This is a genomic window from Candidatus Arsenophonus nilaparvatae, from assembly GCF_045346035.1.
In the GTDB taxonomy this organism is placed as follows: Bacteria; Pseudomonadota; Gammaproteobacteria; order Enterobacterales; family Enterobacteriaceae; genus Arsenophonus; species Arsenophonus nilaparvatae.
The window spans coordinates 2,396,538-2,412,931 of the sequence record NZ_CP158507.1 but is presented as its reverse complement, the minus strand read 5'-3'; the positions used below and the strand labels follow the sequence as shown (position 1 = coordinate 2,412,931).

The 16,394-nt window shown below is 34.6% G+C and carries 14 protein-coding genes; 7 read left to right on the top strand and 7 right to left on the bottom strand.

Annotation, left to right across the window (positions count from 1 at the left end; genetic code table 11):
• Positions 1-88 precede the first annotated feature (88 nt).
• A complete protein-coding gene (locus tag WH390_RS11340) occupies positions 89-925 on the bottom strand; it encodes a hypothetical protein (protein ID WP_032116152.1) in 837 nt (278 codons plus the stop codon).
• A gap of 328 nt (positions 926-1,253) precedes the next feature.
• Positions 1,254-1,490, bottom strand: a complete 237-nt coding sequence (locus tag WH390_RS11335) for a hypothetical protein (RefSeq protein ID WP_148305592.1) — start codon at positions 1,488-1,490, stop codon at positions 1,254-1,256.
• Between the two features lie 765 nt (positions 1,491-2,255).
• Here WH390_RS11335 and WH390_RS11330 point away from each other — a divergent pair.
• Complete coding sequence (locus WH390_RS11330) at positions 2,256-3,374, top strand: LLM class flavin-dependent oxidoreductase (protein ID WP_032116154.1); 1,119 nt, start codon at positions 2,256-2,258, stop codon at positions 3,372-3,374.
• Positions 3,375-3,548: 174 nt separating this feature from the next.
• Here the strand turns inward: WH390_RS11330 and WH390_RS11325 are convergent, their stop codons facing one another.
• Positions 3,549-3,797: a hypothetical protein gene (locus WH390_RS11325; RefSeq protein WP_032116155.1), complete on the bottom strand. Its 249-nt coding sequence runs from the start codon at positions 3,795-3,797 to the stop codon at positions 3,549-3,551.
• Between the two features lie 2,200 nt (positions 3,798-5,997).
• Between WH390_RS11325 and dusA the strand changes: the two genes are divergently transcribed.
• On the top strand, positions 5,998-7,032 hold the full coding sequence (dusA, locus tag WH390_RS11320) for a tRNA dihydrouridine(20/20a) synthase DusA (RefSeq protein WP_032116156.1): 1,035 nt from the start codon (positions 5,998-6,000) through the stop codon (positions 7,030-7,032).
• A gap of 49 nt (positions 7,033-7,081) precedes the next feature.
• Here dusA and WH390_RS11315 read toward each other — a convergent pair whose 3' ends face one another.
• Positions 7,082-7,402, bottom strand: a complete 321-nt coding sequence (locus tag WH390_RS11315) for a hypothetical protein (protein WP_032116157.1) — start codon at positions 7,400-7,402, stop codon at positions 7,082-7,084.
• Positions 7,403-7,748: 346 nt separating this feature from the next.
• Here WH390_RS11315 and dnaB point away from each other — a divergent pair, with 346 nt between their 5' ends.
• The 5 genes from dnaB (at position 7,749) to WH390_RS11290 (ending at position 13,248) form a co-directional block, all read left to right on the top strand.
• Entirely contained in the window at positions 7,749-9,158 is a 1,410-nt protein-coding gene (gene dnaB, locus WH390_RS11310; RefSeq protein ID WP_032116200.1) for a replicative DNA helicase, read from the top strand.
• A 40-nt stretch (positions 9,159-9,198) separates the two neighbouring features.
• Positions 9,199-10,284 carry an alanine racemase gene (gene alr / locus WH390_RS11305; RefSeq protein WP_032116158.1) on the top strand — a complete coding sequence of 362 codons (1,086 nt, stop codon included), beginning with the start codon at positions 9,199-9,201 and terminating at the stop codon, positions 10,282-10,284.
• 58 nt (positions 10,285-10,342) lie between these two features.
• On the top strand, positions 10,343-11,539 hold the full coding sequence (locus WH390_RS11300; protein ID WP_032116159.1) for an amino acid aminotransferase: 1,197 nt from the start codon (positions 10,343-10,345) through the stop codon (positions 11,537-11,539).
• Positions 11,540-11,827: 288 nt separating this feature from the next.
• Positions 11,828-12,892, top strand: coding sequence for a filamentous hemagglutinin N-terminal domain-containing protein (locus WH390_RS11295; RefSeq protein ID WP_032116160.1), 1,065 nt, complete (start codon positions 11,828-11,830; stop codon positions 12,890-12,892).
• A 122-nt stretch (positions 12,893-13,014) separates the two neighbouring features.
• Positions 13,015-13,248 (top strand): hypothetical protein, encoded by a 234-nt coding sequence (locus WH390_RS11290; RefSeq protein WP_032116161.1) that lies wholly within the window; start codon positions 13,015-13,017, stop codon positions 13,246-13,248.
• Positions 13,249-14,152: 904 nt separating this feature from the next.
• Here WH390_RS11290 and WH390_RS11285 read toward each other — a convergent pair.
• The 3 genes from WH390_RS11285 to WH390_RS11275 form a co-directional block, all read right to left on the bottom strand.
• Complete coding sequence (locus WH390_RS11285; RefSeq protein WP_032116162.1) at positions 14,153-14,956, bottom strand: hypothetical protein; 804 nt, start codon at positions 14,954-14,956, stop codon at positions 14,153-14,155.
• Positions 14,957-15,175: 219 nt separating this feature from the next.
• The gene (locus WH390_RS11280; RefSeq protein ID WP_406850582.1) at positions 15,176-15,454 is read right to left on the bottom strand and encodes a hypothetical protein; all 279 of its coding nucleotides are present in this window, start codon (positions 15,452-15,454) and stop codon (positions 15,176-15,178) included.
• A 174-nt stretch (positions 15,455-15,628) separates the two neighbouring features.
• Positions 15,629-15,922 (bottom strand): hypothetical protein, encoded by a 294-nt coding sequence (locus WH390_RS11275; RefSeq protein WP_032116164.1) that lies wholly within the window; start codon positions 15,920-15,922, stop codon positions 15,629-15,631.
• Positions 15,923-16,394: the final 472 nt, after the last annotated feature.

The following is a 16,394-nucleotide window of genomic DNA, read 5'->3' as shown; positions in this document are numbered from 1 at the left end:
TTTTAAAACCATCTGTTTATTTAATAAACTATAAATTGATTATGAATTTATTAGATATTTTTTATTGAAATAATTTTTTGCTAATTAACTAAATATAGCAGGAGTGTATTTTCTGTATGGGTTTAATATCATGTCCTACATGCTGGATATAAATTGTCGTTATATTATTTTTGGTTAATTTTTTCTTTAGTTTATTAAAAAAATTATTTTTAGATTTTGTCAGTGATTCAATAACTTTAAAATAGTTACCAGGTAGTGCAATAATTTCTTTTAACCCATTAAAGTCTTCTTTGCTAAATTTATTATTTTTGTCTTGAACAAGAAGAGTATAAGCTGCAAAATCAACCTTTCCAACTCGAAATTGCAGCTCTTCATTATCTTTATCAGCGATTGTTAATTGAAATATAATTTTCCTATCATTTTGGCTACCACTGTGCATAGCGAAGTATTGCGCAACATTTCTATTTGAAGAAAAAAAAGCAAATGCATAATTTTGTAGGTAACCGGTCTCTTGTATTTTTTGAAATTCGGAGCTCGGGATAGATAACCCTCTATATAATACCGACGGTGTTATTGGTGATAATTTTTCCATTTTTGTAGCGACAATCCGCATTTCATTTTTGGCAATAGACTCTTGTCTTTGCCAGCCACTATTTTTCACCTGTTCAGGGTAGAGCGATGTATTCCATAATGTTCCATTAAGGCCGCCTGGTGATTGAAATAATGCTCTAATATTTTCTTGGTTGTAATTACCTATTGAAATATCCTGTTTTACTTGTCTATCCATTCGTTGGTCAATCGAACTTTCAATAATAGGTTTTTCTTCTGAAGCAAAGTACTTCGGTAGAATAGGTGCTTGTTTATCTGGTTCTTTCCATGTAGCTAGGTTATTTTTAACTATGCTAAATGAATTTAATTTATCCATTGTTTCTCCTGTTACAGTGTGTCATTTTCCCACTTACTCATTAAAAATAATTCAATAATTATGCAAAAATGATAGATTTTATTTTACTGTGACTATCAAAATAATGTAATAACACTTAATTTTGAAAATCTATAAATAAAAATAATATGGAATTAAGCCAGTGAGTTTTAATAATATCATTACTTTAAATAAAATATACTTTTTTACCTGAGGATATTTTTATCATCAATATGATAAATTTTCATTACGGAAATTTATCTGATAATTAAGATATAAAGAAATAAATTTCCTTATATCCTTTAAAATAGCAATATTAGTGGAAATAGTCTTATTGTATTGTTTCCTCCCAGCTTTGTTCAATACTATTATCATCGGAATTGGCGCTTTTAAGTAAAATTGTTTGATTATTTTCTGATATGTAGCATTTAGTATAATCGATATCAACTGAACAGGGTTTATTAGTTTCTTTATTTATCCAAATATTAACACTAACGCTAGCTTTAATTGTAATCGGATTAAATATAATAAAAGAGGAAATAGTAAATATCTTAACTAATTTCATCATGATTTACCCTCAATATTGTTAGAGAAAATTATATTTAATAGTAGATTATTTTTAATTAAAGTAATAATAATTAACTTATAAATAAAAAATCATTTCTTTATCTGATAGTTGAAATAAAGTATGCGTGATAAATAGTTTTAAAATTACAAAGTTACTAAAACATTAAAATTATTTGCTCTGTTGTATTAATGTTGAGACTTTGATTTTTATTAGACTGTAAGAATTATTAGACAGTAAAAACGTAAAAAGCACCTATTGGATAGGGAATTTGCCCATTGATAGGAATTTTTATTTTGAAATAGGTTTCATTCAGATGCCAGGTTGCATGATAGATTTTCGCTATATGTTAGCAATGCTTGCCAGTTTTGGCGTAAATGGCAAGGCTCAGCGATGATGAATCGGGTTAGCAACAAAGATGCCCCTTGCTTACATCATCTCATCTAAATCACACAGACTTAATTGTAAGCTAAATATTAGCGTGGACAAATTTAAATTGCGTTGACGGGATAATGAAGGCGTTTAATGGTTAGTCTGACAATACTGATGGCTGTTTATATCGATTTAATTTATTATCAAACCTGCATTCGAACACTTATCTTTCTTAATCTGACAGAGCCAAATTATTTAATCGATTATATAATTTTTAATATGAAGAATAGGCACGTTAAATGGAATATATTTTGATTTGTTTTATTTGATATTTTACGTATCTTATATCATAAATACTCACTATTAATATATCCTCTTATTAAAATGGATTTTATTATGCCAAATAACATTAATCCGATGTTTAATAATAATAAATTTAAATTAGGCATTTTTTCTGTTAATTGTTCTGGTGGTTTAGCTATGACAAAAGTAAAAGAAAGTTGGCTTAATTCATGGGAAAATAATCTTAAAATAGCCCAACTTGCTGATAAAGCAGGTATAGAATTTTTATTACCGGTGGCTAGATGGTTAGGTTATGAAAGGGGATCGTCTTTTCATGCTAATGTATTAGAGCCAACAACATTGGCCTCTGCATTATTGGCATTGACAAACAATATTGGCATATTTACCACCGTACATACTTCTTTTCATCATCCTGTTGTTATTGCTAAACAACTTGCGACAATAGATCATATTGGTAATGGTAGGGCAGGATTAAATGTTGTATGTGGTTGGAATACCAATGAGTATGCCGCGTTTGGAATAAAATTTTGGCAACAGCATGAAGACCGTTATCGTTATAGCCACGAATGGTTTGATGTAATTAAAAATTTGTGGTGGCGAAAAGAACCCTTTGACTGGAATGGCCAATTTTTTAAATTAAAAGACATTTATAGTTTTCCATTACCATTGCAAAAAAGAATACCGATATTGAATGCCGCAGGCTCTAATGAGGGTAAACAGTTTGCTATTTGTAATGCAGATTATTTATTTGCTATGGTTGTGAATATAGAACATTTACGAAAAAATGTTATATGGTTAAAAGAGCAAGCAAAATTACAAAACAGAAAGATGCCACTTGGTTTATTAACCGATTGTTATGTGGTTTGCCGACCAACGCGTAAAGAAGCAGAAGAATACCTGCGCTATTACTCACAAGAAAATGCTGATTGGCAAACAGTCGATAGCATTATGAATTTAATGTTTAAGAATACGCAATCCTTTCCAAAGGAGCAATTATATTCAGCACGAAATCGGTTTTCTGCAGGCCACGGTGGTTATCCGTTAGTAGGTTCACCTGATGATATTAGCAACAATATCGTAGCGCTTTATAATGCCGGATTATCTGGTGCAGCATTATCTTTTGTTAATTATCTGGACGAATTCCCTTATTTTAGAGATGAAGTTTTACCGCGTTTAGAAAAACAGGGATTAAGAGAACATTTTCATTTGTAATAGGAAAAAATTTTCATCTAAAATAGTTTTTTTTGTATCAAAAAAATATTTTAATTCTAAATTTTATATTTATTTAATTAATAAATGCGTATTTTTATTTATTAGCATTAAATCGTTTTTATTAAATGCTGGTGCATATCATCGATTCGATTAATGCTACCAGCAAAGTATCATCTAAACATTGACAAGTGTATCTTGCCAGTTTTTACTATCTAAAGTAATTATTGCTATAGGATGTGGAGTATATTCTTGTGTTGGCAGCCAGGTATTAGATTTATTATCTATTACTGGTTTAAAAATATATCCATAAATAAAACCATCTTGATCAGTAGCCAAATAATTAATATCTGCATTAACAACTAATTCGACATCAAAGTAATTAACTTGCTTTGTCTCTTGTTCACATATTTCAATTAACTTCATTGTAATTCTCCTTAGATATATCATGCATAGTGTTTTATGAAATTTTTATTTTGGCTAAATAGGTTGTTTTATATCTACCTTTATTGAAAAGTAATTCATTTTTATTATCAACATCACATTTATATATTATTTTTTTTGTTAGCTTTTTTGTATAGTTTGATTTTTTTAACATAAAAAATAATCCATTTCTTAGCTTATGTTTTGTAATGTTATTACATAATTATATAAATGAATATGATATTTACCTATTCATATTTAATTGCATAAATCTTCCTTGTTATTATATTCTATTTTGATGAAAAGTTATTTTTATAAGTTAATTTTTGAAAAAAATTATGATAAATATAATTTATTTTTTAAATAAATAATAGAAGACTATCATAATTAAACTATAAAGGTGTTATGATTTTGACATCTATGCATTTACTTTTTTTCTATGTAAATGCAACATTATTATTAATAATAATTAACCAATTCTATATGGTATTATAAAATGATGCTATAGGGTTTTTCTTATTTACCAATTTATTATTGATTTAAATTAATTTTTTTTCACGGTTATGAGCTTTGGCCAATTTTACCATTTTTGATTGTCATAGTTTGTCAGAGATATTAATGCTTTTATACTTTATATCTTGGTTAAGTTAACAAAATTTCTCTTGGTGACTAGAGCGGCTAAACGAAAAATTAGCACTCTTTAAAATGCAATCAAGATCAGTGGGGCGACGGCACAACAGGTATCATCTTCATAGCTTAGTTTTATCGATATGAAAATTGTATTTAACGTAATACCGAACAAAATTCTTTAATTGAGATATTTTTAATAAGTTAATATTATATTTTTTCATCTAAATTTAGCAATAATTAACCCGATTATGTTATGCATTTGCGCTGCTGCAAACAGCATTATCTACTGATAGTATTCAGTATTTGCAAGATAGTGATTTTTCCTCAGTATAATTGAATAATTGCCTAGCTTTTATCACATATAGTTGCTGTCATATTTGCTGAAATTTACTTTTATCGTGAATAATGTATTTTATTTATGATTATATTGGATTTATAGTCTTCGATTTGAGATAAAAACAGTGATTTTATTTTTATCGAGGAATGTAAAGGGTAGCTAATTGTAGCAAGTTATCGTGTTCAATTCTTATTGGCATGGATTGAGAATTTATATTTTAAATCAGTATATTGTTACTAATATACCATTAGTATTTATTTTTTGCTGAGTCTAGTCAAACATTAGTCGCAGGATTTGTTCTAAACATATTAAGTTTCTGATTGATGTTATATGTTAAAAATAAATAAATACTTACTGTGTAAATTTACAGCAAATCCATGTTGATTTATTGACCGTATTGTAGATTTTTTGTTGTTATTATGAGATGCGATTACAAATGTTGCTATTGTGTTTAATTTATGTTGTCGGTAGCAAAGAATGGGGAATATATCAATTAAACTGTAGAATTTGTATAGTGGGATGGTATTAACCAGCAAAATTAATTTTCTGGTTAATCTAGAGTATTCATTTTTCCATGCTTTTGATGTTTCGTAACAAACATTTTTCTTTACTTGTTGTCTTCATTTAGAAATATATTATCTTCACTTGGTACAGATATGTATTCAAAGTCAATTATTTATTTTTAGGCAATTGATAAAAAGCTATTTTCTAAAAATAGAGTAAAAATAATTATGATTTCATAATTTATCTTCTTATGATTAAATTAAAAAATATTTTCAGCCTTAATCATCAGCAATTCAATAACATTGATATAAATACAATAGAATGCTGCCAATCACATTTTTTAATCTTTTATATAAATTTTCACACAGCTGGTGTTAAAACTATCTGCTAAGCAGGAGTATCAATTCAATTTACCAATTTTTCTATGATCCCATCAGAGAATGCATGAGTATATAATCTAATTTTTGTGATGAACGCTATTGAGTATACGGTGGTTATCAATTGCTTATCATTTAATTTTTAACTCTCACTAATTACCATTTTCCATTGAAACTATTGGCTTGAAGTCATGGCTGTCTGGTAGTTTTTTGTTGTGAGTGAAGCCATCCCACACCGGGGTGTTTCTCTATGGTATAATAGGCAGCATACAAATAAATTCTCGCTATAATGGCTGTTAAAAACGAGTAATACCATTTAGTGGTAATAAAAAACAACATACCAAAAAACCGAAAAATGCACGATAACACGACTAACATAAAACTAACCGAAAACCACGAATTAACGGCATCGAAAGGTAATTTTAACCACCACCGTTTTAGCGTGGCACCGATGCTTGATTGGACAGATCGTCATTGCCGTTATTTTCACCGTTTATTAACTAAAGAAGCGTTACTTTATACAGAAATGGTGACAACTGGTGCGCTTATTTATGGTAAAGGTGATTATCTGGCTTATAGTGAAGAGGAACATCCAGTTGCTTTGCAGTTGGGTGGTAATGAGCCTGCGGCCTTGGCCGATTGTGCAAAAATGGCTCAGCAAAGCGGTTATGATGAGGTTAATTTAAATATTGGCTGTCCTTCAGATCGGGTCCAAAATGGCCGTTTTGGTGCATGTTTGATGCGTGAAGGCGCGCTAGTAGCGGATTGTATAAAAGCAATGCAGGATGCTACTACGATCCCGATAACAGTAAAAACCCGTATTGGCGTTGATGATGACGATAGTTATGCTTTTTTAACCGATTTTATTGATAAAATTGTGGCAGAGAGTCAATGTGGTTTATTTATCATCCATGCTCGTAAAGCTTGGCTATCGGGGTTAAGTCCAAAACAGAATCGGGAAATACCACCTTTAGACTATTTACGCGTTTATCAATTGAAAAAAGATTTTCCTCAGTTAACCATTGTGGTTAATGGAGGTATCAAAAGCATTAATCAGGCTAAACAGCATTTACACCATCTTGATGGTGTTATGATAGGGCGAGAAGCTTATCAAAATCCTGCATTATTAACTCAGGTTGATGTTGAATTTTTTGATCAAAGTAACCTGGTTATTGATCCGATTGTTGCAGTACAAGCAATGTATCCTTATATTGAGCGAGAGTTGAAACAGGGAACTTATTTAGGTCATATTACTCGTCATATGTTGGGAATATTTCAAGCTATTCCGGGCGCTCGCCAGTGGCGCCGTCATTTGAGTGAAAATGCCCATAAAAAAGGCGCCGATGTAACCGTGGTTAAGCAGGCACTCGAGTTTATTACCGGTAAATAATTGACTAACCCAGGTTATTTTATCTATGCCATACCTGGGGTGCGTTTAATTAAAGAGAACTAAAAGCGCGATCAAAATTAGCGAATAAATAGAGCATTTGACTAATAAAAGCGACTTTTATTTTATTTTTTTGTTCACATTCTATGTCCCCGTTTTGGCCAATTTTTTCCAGACTGTTTTGCATCAATTGTACGGCATGATTAATTGATTGCTGAAAATCGGCTAATTCCTGATTTTTATCAAATTGTGTCAGAAGAGTGTCAAATTTATGATTGGCATAATGAAAAATAGTTTGAAATTCATCATTAGAAAAGCGATTTTCTCCATAAACATGATTAATAAATGTATTGATCTCTTGATAACTATTCATAGCAATTAAACTCCGTTTAATTAAAAGGTTTCCTTATTAAAGAATTAATAAACTATATAAATATTCGCGAATAAAACAATCTGAAAGTGCAGTTGGTTAATGGTTATGTTTAACTAGTCGCTTATTAGCCATGATTGCAATATTTTTCGGAAAGTTCAGATTTATTGCCAATATTTTGCTATGTTTGATTGAGGGACATTGCAACATTTTCAGATTTTCTGTAAAAGATAACAGTGAAGAATCGTTGAGGTTTTATCTCACATTAAATGATCAAATTGTCACGAAATAGCAGTAAATAGCATATACTGATGAGCGACTCTATTGATTAATGGGTAAAGAAAGTGCTATGGCGAAGAAGTATTCCGCAGAAACCGCATTTATTGGTCAGAAAGATCGTCAAATAGAGGGGCTAAAAATGCCACCTCACTCCTTAGAAGCTGAGCAATCGGTACTGGGTGGATTAATGTTGGATAACGAGCGTTGGGATCATGTCTCAGAACGCGTGACCAACGCAGATTTTTTTAGCCGACCACACCGCACCATTTTTGCTGAAATGCAACGTCTGCTTGAACAGAGTAGACCAATTGATTTAATTACTTTATCTGAATCGTTAGAACAGCAAGGCGAATTGGATAGCGTCGGTGGTTTTGCCTATTTAGCAGAATTAGCTAAAAATACCCCAAGTGCTGCCAACATTAACGCTTATGCAGATATTGTGCGCGAACGTGCTGTTGTGCGTGACATGATTGCGGTGGCAAATGAGATCGCTGATGCGGGTTATGATCCTCAAGGTCGCAGCAGCGAAGAGTTACTGGATTTAGCTGAATCACGTGTTTTTCAAATTGCAGAAACTCGTGCTAATAAAGATGACGGTCCGAAAGGGATTGAAGAGATCCTGTCTGAGACGGTGGAAAAAATTGAACAGTTATATCAGAAGCCTTATGATGGCGTAACCGGTGTCTCTACCGGCTACCAGGATCTGGATCGAAAAACGGCAGGATTACAAAACTCTGATCTGATTATCGTAGCAGCTCGTCCTTCCATGGGTAAAACCACTTTTGCGATGAATTTATGTGAACATGCGGCCATGATAGAAGAAAAACCGGTTTTGATTTTTAGTTTGGAAATGCCGGCTAATCAAATCATGATGCGTATGTTAGCTTCTTTATCGCGTGTTGATCAAACTCGTATTCGAACTGGCCAACTTGATGACGAAGATTGGGCGCGTATTTCCAGTACCATGGGGTTGTTGATGGAAAAACGCAATATGTATATTGATGACTCCGCTGGGTTAACGCCGACAGAAGTTCGTTCACGTGCTCGCCGGGTTTACCGTGAACATGGTGGTTTAAGTCTAATTATGATCGATTATCTTCAGCTTATGCGAGTTCCTTCTCTGTCTGATAATCGTACACTTGAGATTGCCGAAATTTCCCGTTCGCTTAAATCATTGGCAAAAGAGTTACAAGTACCTGTGATCGCATTGTCACAACTTAATCGTAGCCTGGAACAAAGAGCGGATAAGAAACCGGTCAATTCAGATTTACGGGAATCCGGCTCCATTGAGCAGGATGCCGATTTAATTATGTTTATTTATCGAGATGAGGTTTATAACGATAATTCAGATCTTAAAGGGGTAGCAGAAATTATTATCGGTAAGCAGCGTAATGGCCCGATTGGAACAGTACGTCTGACTTTCAATGGACAATGGTCACGTTTTGATAACTATGCTGGGCCAATCTACCACGACGAATAATCTATCTATTTAATTTTAATACGTTAATACGGAGAGTAAAATGAAAGCGGCAACCGCTGTCATTCACCGGCGCGCTCTGCGTCACAATTTACAACGAGTTCGGGAAATTGCGCCTCATAGCCGCATAATTGCTGTCGTTAAAGCTAATGCTTATGGACATGGTTTACTAGAAACAGCGCACACAGTTAAAGATCTGGCTGATAGCTTTGGTGTTGCTCGTATTAGCGAAGCAATCGCATTACGTGAAAATGGCATCAACAACCCCATCTTATTATTAGAAGGTTTTTTTGAGCTAGCTGAATTACCTATTATCACCAGGCATGAGATTGATGTTGTTGTACAGAGTATTGAACAACTTGAAACATTAGAACAGATTAAATTAGAAAAGCCGATAAAAGTTTGGATGAAACTTGATACCGGTATGCACCGTTTGGGTTTCAGACCTGAAGAGGCGAAAATATCTTATACGCGCTTGATGGCATGTCAAAATATTCAAAAGCCTATCAATATTATGAGTCATTTTAGTCGTGCTGATGAGCCTGGTTTACCCGCAGCGACAGAGCAGCAATTGGCTTGTTTTAATGATTTTATAAAAGATAAACCAGGAGAAAAATCGATCGCGGCATCTGCCGGTATTCTACTATGGCAAACATCACATTTTGATTGGGTGCGTCCTGGCATCATGATGTATGGGGCTTCACCACAAGAAGGTAAACAAGGCAAAGATTTTGGTCTCCTACCAGCGATGACCCTCAAATCTAATCTAATTGCTATTCGTCAACATAAAGCTGGAGAGCCGGTCGGTTATGGTGGAGTTTGGGTTAGTGAGCAGGATACCAATCTTGGTGTAGTGGCAATTGGCTATGGCGATGGTTATCCCCGCAATGCCCCGTCAGGCACACCAGTATTAATAAATGGGCGCAAAGTGCCGATTGTAGGTAGAGTCTCTATGGATATGATTTCAGTCGATTTAGGAATTGAAACCAACGATAAGGTCGGCGATGAAGCAATTATATGGGGAGATCTATTGCCTGTTGAAGAAGTGGCGACATATACTGGTGTCAGTGATTATGAATTACTGACCAAGCTAACCTCGCGGGTGGCAATGGAATATCTGGACAAATAAATTTGTTGTCGGTTATTTAATAGAAAAATAGATATGATGATAGTGGAGAGAATTTTAAGTGTTTCAGAATGTTGATGCTTTTGCCGGTGATCCTATCCTGTCGTTGATGGATGAATTTAATAAAGATCCGCGTGAAAATAAAATTAACCTTAGCATTGGCCTTTATTATGACGGCAAGGGTAATACTCCCCAACTTGGCACTGTCGGTAAAGCGAAAATCAAGCTTAATCAATTTCCTGCTATAGCCTCCCTCTATTTACCGATGGAAGGACTGCATAACTACCGGTTAGCGATTCAAAAACTGCTTTTTGGCGCTGATAGCCCACTAATTAAAGAACAACGAATTGCAACAGTACAGACTATTGGTGGCTCAGGGGCGTTAAAACTGGGAGCCGATTTTTTACATCGTTATTTCCCTGAGTCAGAGGTTTGGTGTAGTGATCCTACCTGGGAAAATCATGCTTCTATCTTCATGGGTTCAGGAATTAACGTCCATTATTACCCCTATTTTGATGCCGAGACCAAAGGGATAAAATTTGCTGAAATGCTGGCAACATTCAAACAGCTGCCAGAAAAAAGCATTATCTTAATGCATCCATGTTGTCATAATCCAACCGGTTCTGATTTAACACCGCAACAGTGGGATCAAATAACCAAAGTGGCTAAAGAGCGGCGCCTTATTCCCTTTCTTGATATGGCTTATCAAGGATTTGCTAAAAGTATGGATGAGGATGTTTATGCTATTCGCACTATGGCTCAGGCCGGATTACCGGTATTTGTCAGTAATTCATTTTCCAAGATTTTTGGTCTGTATGGTGATCGGGTTGGCGGTCTATCGATTATTTGTCAAAATCAACCGGAGTGTGAGCGGGTATTTGGCCAACTAAAGGCGGGTGTGCGTCGTCTCTATTCGAGCCCACCATCAAATGGCGCAAAAATTGTTGAACATGTTTTAACAAATGACACATTACGCGCTGAATGGTTAAGTGAGGTAGAATCGATGCGTCGGCGCATCTTTGCGATGCGGAAAATGCTCGTTAGCAATTTGGAAAATGCGTTACCTGAAAAAAACTTTGATCACCTATTAAAGCAGCATGGTATGTTTAGTTACACCGGTTTTAGCGCAGAACAGGTTAAGCGTCTACGTGAGGAATTTGCCATATATCTGGTTAGTACTGGGCGTATTTGTATGGCGGGTGTTAATGAACATAATGTTCAGCGTATTGCTCAGGCTTTTGCAGCCGTAAGTCGTTAACTGAATTTAATTACAATCAATAATTCTATTAAAGCCAGTGATTATTTAATCACTGGCTTTAATTTATTAAATATAAAAATATTAAAATCAGATTTAATTTTAGGAATAAAAATAAAATAGTATTAATTAAATTTAACATATTGAATTATAATTAAAAATAATGATTATCATTGGATTAACTAGTTAAATTATTGATTATTATATATTGCCTATTAAATTTTTCTTTTCTATTTTGAAGCGGTAACTTTCATCGTCATATTAATACAAAATTAGAATATAGGTAATGCTATGAAAAATAAAAAGATTCGCTATAGCAGAAACGTAATTTATTTCATCGCCAGTTATCCTCTGTTACCTGTTTTCAGTTCCACTGTCCAACCAGCGGATGAAAAAACTCAACTAACGGTTAAAAATCAAATTGCTGTCATCGATATAGCGGCACCTAATCGGGCGGGTATTTCTCATAATCGATATCAGCAATTTAATGTACCGCCAGAAGGTGCGGTGCTGAACAATGCTGTCCAACCAGCGAAAAGTGAACTAGCCGGCCAGCTGGCTAAAAATGGGCAGCTTGGTGAACAGACGGCCACTTTGATTATTAATGAAGTAACCGGTTCATCTTCTTCCCAACTAAATGGCAAATTGGAAATTGCAGGCAAGAAAGCGGATGTGATCACCGCTAATCCTAATGGCATCAGTTGTGATGGTTGCCGTTTCAGCAATATTGGTGGCTTAACCTTAACTAGCGGCCGGCCGACACTGAATCAACGAGGCGAATTCGCTCATTTAAGGGTGAAAAAAGGTGATATTACCATCCGTAATAAAGGGCTCTATAGTGGTAGTCAACAGTATACTGAAATGATCAGCCGTACTGTTACTATCAATGCCAGTATTCTGAGCAAAAATATTAGCTTGCTGCTAGGCATGAATGCGATTGACTATCAGACTGGAACAGTTTCTCAAATAACTAACCTGGGCCTAAAACCCCAATTTGCGGTTAATATTACAGAGCCTGGTGGGATTTATGCCAATCGCATTAAAATCATTGCTACCGAACCAGACAGTGAAGTTAAGCTGAATAATATTAAAACCAGCGAAAGTGATTTATTTGTTTCCGCTAAAGGGAAACTGACGCTAGGTCATATTACCACTAACAGGCATTTAATCGCCAAAGCGCCAGCCATTATAATTCCGGCAACCAGTGAAATTTTATCTCAGCAAAAGCTATTACTTGAAAGCGATAGCCTGATTAATCAAGGTAAAGTAATGGCTAAATATTATATTCATCTATTTAGTAATGTTATCAGTAATCAAGGTGAAAGCGCTAAAATTGCAGCTTATAATAATCTCTGACTACAAAAAATGCTCAGGGTGAACTTTAAGTAAAAGGTTTGAAAATAGTGCGGCGACTATCTCAACGCAAACCGGTGACTTGTTCCTGAAAGCTAAACAAGTGATTAACTAAAGCAATAATCATGGAACAACGAATAACGCCGGATTGTAACAAGGTTAAAGCGTATGTTGTCAGGGCAAGTGGCGGTGGCCTGAATACAAGTGTCAACAAAAATCTAAAACCTAATTATCAGATTAATGGAAAACAGCGCTGGTTTGGTGGAATCGATGCTGTGTTTACGCAATTTGTTCAATTGGAAAAAACGGCCTACGTATTAGCTTCCCCTCTGAATGGTTGGTCGTATTTCTGCCAGTAACCATCGCTATATTAAAAGTAATCTATTAGTCAATGATAATTATTTGCACAGGAAGCATATTACCGCTATTAATCAAAAACTGGGTAAAAAATTCGTCTGGGTAGGTTTATAAAATGCGCTAGATGAACCGGTTAGCTATACTTTATTGTACGGTTCCTTATCTCAGCTGTAGCATTGGATACTTGCTAGATTATGCTTATCAAGATAATGATTAGGATGACGTTTGTATCTGTTATTCTATCGATCAAGACCAATATCTTTCCTTTATACCGGCAGACAAAGCACCTGATGCATCATTTACTCTTGACATTAAGACACCTTAATACCCATTAATCAGCCGAGTGATAAGTGGCCCAGTTGGAGCCCTTACCTCATGAACCGCAGAAAGTACCTACAGTGGTGCAGATATAGGGGTGATCGCGGTGCAGAATAATCACTCTTACGATTAAAGAATTTCAGCAATTAGATAAAGATTTAGCAGCTGGTAAAGCAGCCGCAGGGGATTGTGTTCAATTATTCAATAGTCCATTGATATTAGTATAAGAATTGCTAAGAACTAGTAGAAGATTGTACCGGTGGCGGTGTATTTTGCCTGACTAGGGAAAAGTTTATTACAGGGTATATTAATGAAGCCAGTGATACCCATCCATTACACATAAAAGATGAAAAGCTAAAAGATCCTAATGCGGCAGCAATAGTGAATTATCTTAATGGAATAGATTTGAAATTTTCGCAAAAAAGTATCACTGAAGGTGATAGAACCCTGCTAATGATAGTCACAAATAGTGTAACAAAAGGAAAAGAGTAATTAATTGCAGTAGGTGTATCTAGCGACTGATGCAGGGAGCTTAAATTTCACTTAAGGCGACAGACTGCTAGATCTGTACAGACATTATTTTGGTATTTAAACAGATCCGTCCTCGTCTGTCCAAGAGCCTCGGTTTACATCCAAATTTTGTAGTTCAACTATTGTCGATGATTGACTATTTTCGTTAATGTTGTTTAATTGTTTTTCTATTAATACAGAAATGTGTTCTTCTATTGCGGCAAAAGGCACCTTGATCTCCTTTAATTCTGAAATACTGGCATTGATCACTTTTATCGATTGAGAAATTGAATGATTGATATTGGCTGCTTTCGCAAGTTTGTATCGAGATTGATAGCCGTCATGAATAGCCTTTTGTAATTTATCTCGTTTAATTTTTCCAACGACAGAGCCGATAGCAAGTACAACCCCGATAGTAGCTCCGCCAGATGCTGCCATAGAAGCAATTTCGAAGGAAGCAGGTAATCCAACTAACTCAACTAGTGCCGCTGCGCCTATTTCTCCTGTAGAAACTAAATAACTTGTTGCACCAACAGTTATCGACTCTGAAACAATATTTGCGGTAATGATAGGGGCGAGCATTGTTGGTATCTCAAAATTTAATGTGTCAAAAGAGAATTTCTCAAATTTAATTTCTTCATCGTTTATTTCTTTTTGATACAATTCTTTAAGATGATTATTTAACTCAACAACATTGTTTTGGATCTCCTTAATCAATAGTGCATTTTTACTGGCATAGGTTTGGCAATCTACCGCTATTTCATGCGCTCTGGCTTCTCTAACCGGGTTATCTGGGAAATAGGTATCGCCAGTAAATAAGCCAGGAAGATATTTTGTGTAGACACTGGTAAAGCCATCAGCAAAATCACTCCAAAAACTCATTTTCACCTCATTCAATTGGCCGTTTTTAATTTAAAAGCGTTAATTTTTGCCATTATGTTAGCAATAGCAGCTTAAGTTTTATCAAAATTACATCTTGAGCACCTTTGGTTTTCGTTAACGCAATAAGCGTCACAAGCAACTGAATTGCAGTTTCAGTCAATAAAATGCTGTGATTAGGTTTGTTATTCAATAACATCTATTTAATACAGATTAAGCCAATTAGCCTTCATCGGTCCAAGAGCCTCTGGATTTATCGAGATTAGCCAGGGTGGTTTTGGTCAAAGAGTCTATTTCATCGAGTTCAACTTTATTTCGTTTTATGGAATTACTAATGATTTTTTCGATTTGCTCTTTAGTTACATCGGATCCTAAGGAGTCTAAGACAACTGAAATTGATGTAGTAACAACAGTCAATTTATTGATAACAATGTCGTTTGTCAGCTCAGCTTTTTTTAATTGGAATCTGGGTTCAATCGACTCTTTAATTTTGTCCTGCAAATTTTTCCGTTGCACCGCCCCAGTGACTGAATCCAGGATCCCTTGAACCAGGACAACCGCTGCGATCCCACCTAATACAGTGCCTACCTTAAACCATTTTGGTAGACCAACCAGTTTAATAAAGGCGGCTTCCCCGATACGACCTTGTTGTAGAAGATATGATTTTGCTGCGAGCTATAATGCTTTGTTAGCTAAGCCATATGTAAGCATCGGCGTAATAACATCAGCGACACTAATTAAAATTTTGTGCGTTTTTGACTCGGGAACAAAATCGATATCATGAAATTTTATTGATGTTCCAACAACCTTGTAAGCTTTGCGTATCGCTTCATTGGCGTTATTTATTGCTATTTCATATTTAGCATGTTGTTGTGAAATACTACCGACTGCAGTGGAATTGTCCGCGACAAGTTCTGTCAGTCTCACCGCTCTTTTTTCATTATCGGGGTAAAAAAGGTTATCAAACATAATTGATAGCTCTCGTAAATTTTATTTTGGTTAGAATATTTATTGGGTTAATTGACCCAGTACCTTAATTTTTTCGTATGATTTGTAGAAATTAAACTATAACCAACAGCATTATTTCATCTTTTTAACAGGTTCTGAGTCGCTGAAAAAACAGTTGTAATTTAAATCACCAGTGAAAGTATTTTATACTTACCCTTTACCGATAGAGCAGAGTATGTTGAGCATGGCAGTTACTCCTTAATGATTATTTGCAACCCCATTCACCATTTTCGCATCCAGTGTACTAAGGAAGGCGGTATAAAAAGTAAAAGCTGAATTTTTCCTTAAAAATTAGTGAACTGATAGTATAGAACCGATTGACAAAAAATAACAAAAAATTAACAATTTTATTGTGCTGGCGCTATAAGCAAAAAAGGCGGCACGTTATTTATGTATTACTGTTTTAATTCGGGTCATTAATTGATTAATAATT

What these genes read in the sequence shown, in the direction of transcription:
- WH390_RS11295 (WP_032116160.1), top strand. Translation starts at nt 11,828, where the DNA reads ATGAAAAATAAAAAGATTCGCTATAGCAGAAACGTAATTTATTTCATC.
- WH390_RS11275 (WP_032116164.1), bottom strand. Translation starts at nt 15,922, where the DNA reads ATGTTTGATAACCTTTTTTACCCCGATAATGAAAAAAGAGCGGTGAGA.
- WH390_RS11285 (WP_032116162.1), bottom strand. Translation starts at nt 14,956, where the DNA reads ATGAGTTTTTGGAGTGATTTTGCTGATGGCTTTACCAGTGTCTACACA.
- WH390_RS11330 (WP_032116154.1), top strand. Translation starts at nt 2,256, where the DNA reads ATGCCAAATAACATTAATCCGATGTTTAATAATAATAAATTTAAATTA.
- alr (WP_032116158.1), top strand. Translation starts at nt 9,199, where the DNA reads ATGAAAGCGGCAACCGCTGTCATTCACCGGCGCGCTCTGCGTCACAAT.
- WH390_RS11315 (WP_032116157.1), bottom strand. Translation starts at nt 7,402, where the DNA reads ATGAATAGTTATCAAGAGATCAATACATTTATTAATCATGTTTATGGA.
- WH390_RS11335 (WP_148305592.1), bottom strand. Translation starts at nt 1,490, where the DNA reads ATGATGAAATTAGTTAAGATATTTACTATTTCCTCTTTTATTATATTT.
- dnaB (WP_032116200.1), top strand. Translation starts at nt 7,749, where the DNA reads ATGGCGAAGAAGTATTCCGCAGAAACCGCATTTATTGGTCAGAAAGAT.
- WH390_RS11325 (WP_032116155.1), bottom strand. Translation starts at nt 3,797, where the DNA reads ATGAAGTTAATTGAAATATGTGAACAAGAGACAAAGCAAGTTAATTAC.
- WH390_RS11340 (WP_032116152.1), bottom strand. Translation starts at nt 925, where the DNA reads ATGGATAAATTAAATTCATTTAGCATAGTTAAAAATAACCTAGCTACA.
- dusA (WP_032116156.1), top strand. Translation starts at nt 5,998, where the DNA reads ATGCACGATAACACGACTAACATAAAACTAACCGAAAACCACGAATTA.
- WH390_RS11290 (WP_032116161.1), top strand. Translation starts at nt 13,015, where the DNA reads ATGGAACAACGAATAACGCCGGATTGTAACAAGGTTAAAGCGTATGTT.